At 40.5% G+C, this 5994-nt stretch carries 4 protein-coding genes; 3 read left to right on the forward strand and 1 reads right to left on the reverse strand.

Translation table 11 applies throughout. From position 1 onward, the window contains the following. Nucleotides 1–1062: hypothetical protein (locus FTT86_RS15515; RefSeq protein WP_180181471.1), on the forward strand; the 1062-nt coding region annotated here is incomplete at its 5' end. Between the two features lie 647 nt (nucleotides 1063–1709). Then, entirely contained in the window at nucleotides 1710–2306 is a 597-nt protein-coding gene (locus tag FTT86_RS15520; protein ID WP_180181472.1) for a recombinase family protein, read from the forward strand. Nucleotides 2307–2357: 51 nt separating this feature from the next. On the opposite strand, the gene FTT86_RS15525 is transcribed toward FTT86_RS15520, so the two are convergent. Further along, a complete protein-coding gene (locus tag FTT86_RS15525) occupies nucleotides 2358–2873 on the reverse strand; it encodes a plasmid replication DNA-binding protein (protein WP_180181473.1) in 516 nt (171 codons plus the stop codon). A 633-nt stretch (nucleotides 2874–3506) separates the two neighbouring features. Between FTT86_RS15525 and FTT86_RS15530 the strand changes: the two genes are divergently transcribed. Next, on the forward strand, nucleotides 3507–5994 hold a 2488-nt coding region (locus tag FTT86_RS15530; RefSeq protein ID WP_180181474.1), incomplete at its 3' end, for a plasmid replication protein, CyRepA1 family.

Genomic DNA, 5994 nt, shown 5'->3' on the forward strand with positions numbered 1-5994 from the left:
GAGATATACCAGCAGGATAATCGACATCTGAAAGTTAATGACTTTGCCAATCTCTATCAATCTATTATCACAGAGCATGAAAACGCTTTGTTAGCTTTTTCTGAATCATTGCTATGGATCTTAGAAAGCAAGAAAATCACAATAGAGCGGTTCACTGGCATGGCCAATCATGCAGAAAGTGAGTACGTCTTAAAGACCATACGTAGCCAATTGAATGATGAGAGAAAGCAGCAGCTCATTGACGCGCCGTGTATCACTGAAGAACAGGCAAAGCAGATTGATAAAAAGGATCTGAAAACAGCAGAAGATTTAAACGCCCTTAAAGCATTACAAATCAAAATCAACTTGGGCTATGCACATACTCATAAATTGACTGAATCAGATCTTGCCCTAAATCCTGCCGATCTGAAGCGTTTCAATGCGTTTCGTGGCCTTACAACTATTTACGATGAATCAGCCGAAAATCCACTAAGCCAACAATTCAATGATCAAAGAGCAAAGGCATACAAGGAGATATTAGGAAACCTAAAGCCAGACTCTACATTTGGACGAGATGAAATCACGGCGATTATGTCATACGTTGTGCAGCACCGTTTCAGGTTCGCTTTGCTGGGTATTGTTAGTGCCAAATTGGGGCGGATCTATAGAGACAAAAAAGGCAATGTGAAGCCCTGCACGTTCAGCAGTCCAAAAGAGATGACTCAAGAATTTTTAGAGATCATAAAACGCTTAGGACTTAGAACAAAAGACGCGCGGACAAAGGAAAGCAAGAACACTAATGCAAGTAGATTGCAGTTAGGTGATAACGTAAAAAGTGTCTCACAAGTGGCATTTAATACTATATCAAATAGCGGATCTGAGACAAAAACAGCACGTGAAAACCTTTATCAGCTAGATGCTTCAGCTTGGGAAACAATAACAACTCATGCGGATCGTTTAGTGATTAAAAAAGGATTGAAGCCTTTGCCGATAGTGCTAGAAATTAGAAAAGAGATAGCTGCTCACGTTGCAAATGATGATTTTGATTGGATTGAGCCTATACCGATTCAAAACATACCCTGAGCAAATAGCCCATCTGAGACACTTTTAGCCTAAGAATATTCTGAAAATTGATTTGCTTAGGCTACTTCCACTCCTATAAAAAAGAGAGTTTTCGCATATCTAGAGATTCCGATAAAACCATTGAACAGCTTATTTTTGCGACCCCCTAAAGGGACTAGCTATTTTCGGAGCATTACAAGCAGAGTTTTCGGATAGGTACGCGCGCGGACTTGATAAAACTTGATAAAACCTAACAAAACCTGACATTTTTTAGAGTCCATAAAAAAGGATCTAGCATCCTGGGCGTGTAATTTTCCGATCCCATAAAAAAGACTCATGCTTTTTGAGAAAGCGCGGGCAGTGCAGCAGCTTCCGTTCTAATCGAGATATGATTTTATTGGAATCTATGACGGCGTAAAATTGCGCTTAGTGATCTACTGGCCGTATGATTAATCTGACATCACTGCCATCGTTTTAAACGGTATCAGTGAAACAGTGACGAATTAGACTTTGCCGATCTAAAGCGATCTAAAGGCATTACAGCCTATCATTGGACTATACCTAAAATATAAGTGATAAATATTAATATAATTCTATCATTAGACTATCAATGTTAATTAAATGACACTATTATCATAATACCTAGACAAATTAAGCTAAATGATAAAATGAATACTCGAATTTATGTTAGAGCATCCACAAAAGAACAAGATGCAGAACGCGCCCTAGATAGCCTTAGAGCCTTTGCAGTCGGATTAGGACATAGCACTACTGAATACATTGAAAACCACACAGGGACGAAGCTAGAACGCCCACAGCTTAATAAGTTGCTAGATGAATCAAAGGACGGCGATATTTTACTGGTTGAGAGCGTGGATAGACTTAGCCGATTGACTCAAGACGACTTCAGCACGTTAAAGCAGCGTATTAAAGATAAAGGCCTAAGATTGATTGTTCAGGATCTACCGACTACCCATGCTTTGATAAATGCAACAGACGACATTACAAGCGCGGTTTTAAGCGTTGTAAACAATATGCTGATTGATCTATTGGCTACTATGGCCCGATTAGACAATGAGAAGCGCAAGGAACGCATTAAGCAAGGTTTGGAAAGATCAGGATATAAACCAACAGGCAAGAAAGCAGACACGGCAAAGCATAAGCGGATCTTAGAACTGGCAGCACTTGGCAGCATGACAAAAGAAGAAATAGCCAAAGCGTTAGATTGTGGCGTTGCTACTGTTTACAGGGTTTTAAAGGGTTAAGGGAATCCCCTTACAAGGTCATAGAGGGGTATCTATGTATCCTTGCGTTCATTACTTTAAAAACGCTTTAAGCCCTCGATCTAACCGATCAAACAAGCCACGTTTTTTAGGTTGTTTCATTGTGTCATTTTGCGCCGTTGCATCATGTTGCTTTGTATCGTTGCTATTTGCTTCAGACGGCGTTTCATCATGTTGCATGGATTGATCTATGGGCGTTTCGGTATCGTTGCATGTTGTTGCTTCAGGACGTTGCTTAGGCGTTTCAGGTGCAACAAGTAGGCGTTGCAAGTGGTCAATCTGAGAATCTTTTTGCTCAAGTTGTTTCGTCAATAACTCGACCTGACTTTTTAATATGTTGATCACTTCCCTATCGTTTGCATTACTGGCAGGCGGTTCTATAGATTGCTTTACAGGTGCAGGCGGTTCACCAAAGACGCGGATCACTTCAGCAAGATCAAACAGGCCATTGCTTAAACGCGACAGCTTGCCATTGCTTACAGCCCTATAAATAGTGGTTCTATTGACGTTAAAGCGTTTAGACACTTCAGTTAAGGAGAGTTGAGCCATATTATTTTTTCTGTATTAATTGCGATCTACGTCAATATATTATCATCCATAAAATCAATTAAATAGAAAGCAATTATTGCTTTAAAATCTTAGCTTTATATTGTAGTCTAATCTACATAGGTTTAGGTTATTGCTTATGTTTTTGTGATATGTGGAAATTTATCGACATCGCAGAAAACAAAAAAACCGCTGGCAGGCGGTTCGTTTGCAAGATCCGAAGATCTTAAATTTATTTGCTACTGTTCAGTTTACTAGACAACACAGGAAGCATAAGGGTTATGTTATTAATAACATGTTGATATTGTATCTTGATAATAATATCAGCGCAATAGCTTATGCTTTAAAACTAAAACAGTAGCCCTTTGATTTTTTAAAGAATTAATGAGGTTACATTATGCACCAATTACAAAATACAATCACAGCCCCCCAAATTGCTCAAATTATCAAACGCCGTACTATCACTGTGCAGCGTTGGGCAGAATCAGGAAAGCTACCCAAGCCTATTTGCCGTTTCGGGATCACGTACGTTTGGGATAAGTCCGAAGTATTTAAAGCCCTTGAAAGTCTAGGATACCTAACGCCGTGTAATGATGAGCATTACAGCAGCCCCCTAGAAAATCAGGAGGTTCAGAAATGAAAAAGGACTTCCACCGTTTACACAATGAAAGCCCCCTAGACAAGGCAGATTATAACACAGCAACCGAAGCACACAAAATGCTTGAGATGCTGGATGCTGGGGGGCAATTTACCTTTCAAACATTTGCAGACCGCAAAGATAGTAAAAATAATCTAGGCCGTATTTTTCACGGAACGCTTAACTCATGTGGCACCAATTTACTTGATCTTAATAAGCAAGGTGCAGGCGTTTTTGTCACTATCAATAAAACTGATTTACAAGGGCGGTCGCAAAGCAATGTAACCGATATACGTGCGCTATTTATTGATTTTGACAAGGTTAATCCCGAACGTGTGGATACCTTGCAGGCCTTGCCACTTCCGCCAAGCATGATCATTGAGAGTTCACCAAATAAGCATCATGCCTATTGGATCTTGGGCAGTGGTGAAATTGCGCTAGATGACTTCAAGCCATTACAAAAAAGATTGATTGGCTTTTTCAAAGATGACGGCGCGGATAATATCCACGATTTGCCGCGAGTCTTACGATTAGCAGGATTTTATCATCAAAAGCAAGAAAGCTATTTAACGCGAGTTTTATCTACTGGCAAGAAATATAGTGCAGATGAATTAAAAGCATGGGTGAATGATTTACCGCAGCCGATTGAAGCAGCACCGCAGCCGCAAAAAACTAAGCATCTACCTGCACCTAAAAACAGACTTTTAGCCAATACAGCCGATGAATCAAGCAAGATTGAAGACGCTTTGAGATTCATTTCTCCTGATTGCAGTTATGACGATTGGTACAAAATCGGGGCAGCAGTTTATAGCGCGCTAGGTGCTTCAGGCTTTGATATTTGGGATCGTTGGTCAAGTCGGTCAAGCAAGTACAGCCCGAACGGAATGCAGGGCAAATACAGCAGCTTTGCAGGGATTAGCGACATTACAGCAGCAACAGTTTTTAAGCTGGCGATTGATAACGGTTGGAAACCACCACGGCAAAATGATTTTGAAAACGCCAATGCAGAAATATTGCAGTTTATAAAACAAGACGATGACGCGCCGTCATTCAATGCTTGGGATATAAAGTGGATCTATAGCGGACTAACTAAAGCCAAGCTCATTGCAAAACTTGAGACTGAGACCGAACAGCAACAGATTCTTGAATTATCGCTTGAGCTGGCCAGTAAGTTAAGCCTGAGCTATCCGCATGTTTATTCAAAGATTGGCATATATAAAGCAATTGGAAACGCGACACAGGGAAAGTTAAAGCCTGAGATCCTAGACTCTATTATTGACCGCGTTTTTTACAGTGTCGATAAACGCCATAGAAACGCGCTAGAGCTTGTTCAGGTGGATAGCTGGGGGGAACATACAGTCGAGACCGTGGAGACGCTAGACGGCGTTAATATCGCTTACAGTGGCTTGATTATCGTTCAAGCACCGACAGGATATAAGAAAACTGAAGTGATAGGAAAGCGGTTCATTAATCATGCAAAGGGGAATAACAAGTTATCGCTTGCCATTGCTCACCGCGTTTCACTGATTAAGGATCTATGTGATCGCTTAGAATTGCAAAGCTATGCAGAAATAAAAGAAGATAAAACACTAGCAAGCGTAGCCGAAGCGGTTGGAATGTGTGTCCATAGTGCAGCGCATAAATCATTGAAGCCATTTATAAGCAAAGTCTCCCATGTGTTTATTGATGAGATTAGCCAAGTCATACGCTGTTTAGCAGACAGCACCTTTGCCAAAAAACGTCATGTAGCAAATGAGATCTATAGCACTTTGCGGCGGCTTATTGCTGAAGCTGAATGCGTTATTGTAGCCGATGCCAATATTGATCAAATGACGCTTAATTTCTTGGAATCCTGCCGACCTAATGAGACCTTTACAGTTATCGAAGTTCTGCCAGTGGATCAGGGGAAAAAAGCTGTTTTTTGCACAGATGAAAATGATCTACTTTGCGAAATTTCTAGACGATTGGCAGAGGGTCAAAAGGTATGGATTGCAACAGACTCAGTAAAATGGGCAGAGTCGATCATTGCAAGCGGTATGCTGGCACATGCTGAAAACATGATTTTGATTGATGCAGACACAAAAAAGATAGATCCAAAGGTGCAGGCATTTTTAGAAAATCCGAATGAAGAAAGTAAAAAATATGATTTGATTTTTGCTAGTCCTACAATCAGTAGCGGCGTTTCAATTAATCATAATCAATTTGATTTTGTGGCTGGGTATTTCTCAGGGAAATCAGTAGCACCTACAGACGCTTATCAAATGCTTGGACGCGTTCGCCAGTGCCTTGATTATATGATCTGCATCCCTGCCAAGCCTTACAGCTACCACGGCGAAAAAAGCGTTATTAATGGCATTGATGAGATATACCAGCAGGATAATCGACATCTGAAAGTTAATGACTTTGCCAATCTCTATCAATCTATTATCACAGAGCATGAAAACGCTTTGTTAGCTTTTTCTGAATCATTGCTATGGATCTTAGAAA

Origin of the sequence: Acinetobacter sp. YH01021, from assembly GCF_013420255.1 — a bacterium.
In the GTDB taxonomy this organism is placed as follows: domain Bacteria; phylum Pseudomonadota; class Gammaproteobacteria; order Pseudomonadales; family Moraxellaceae; genus Acinetobacter.

Excerpts from the sequence above, each read along its gene's own strand:
- FTT86_RS15520 (WP_180181472.1), top strand. The coding sequence starts at position 1,710 with ATGAATACTCGAATTTATGTTAGAGCATCCACAAAAGAACAAGATGCA.
- FTT86_RS15525 (WP_180181473.1), bottom strand. The coding sequence starts at position 2,873 with ATGGCTCAACTCTCCTTAACTGAAGTGTCTAAACGCTTTAACGTCAAT.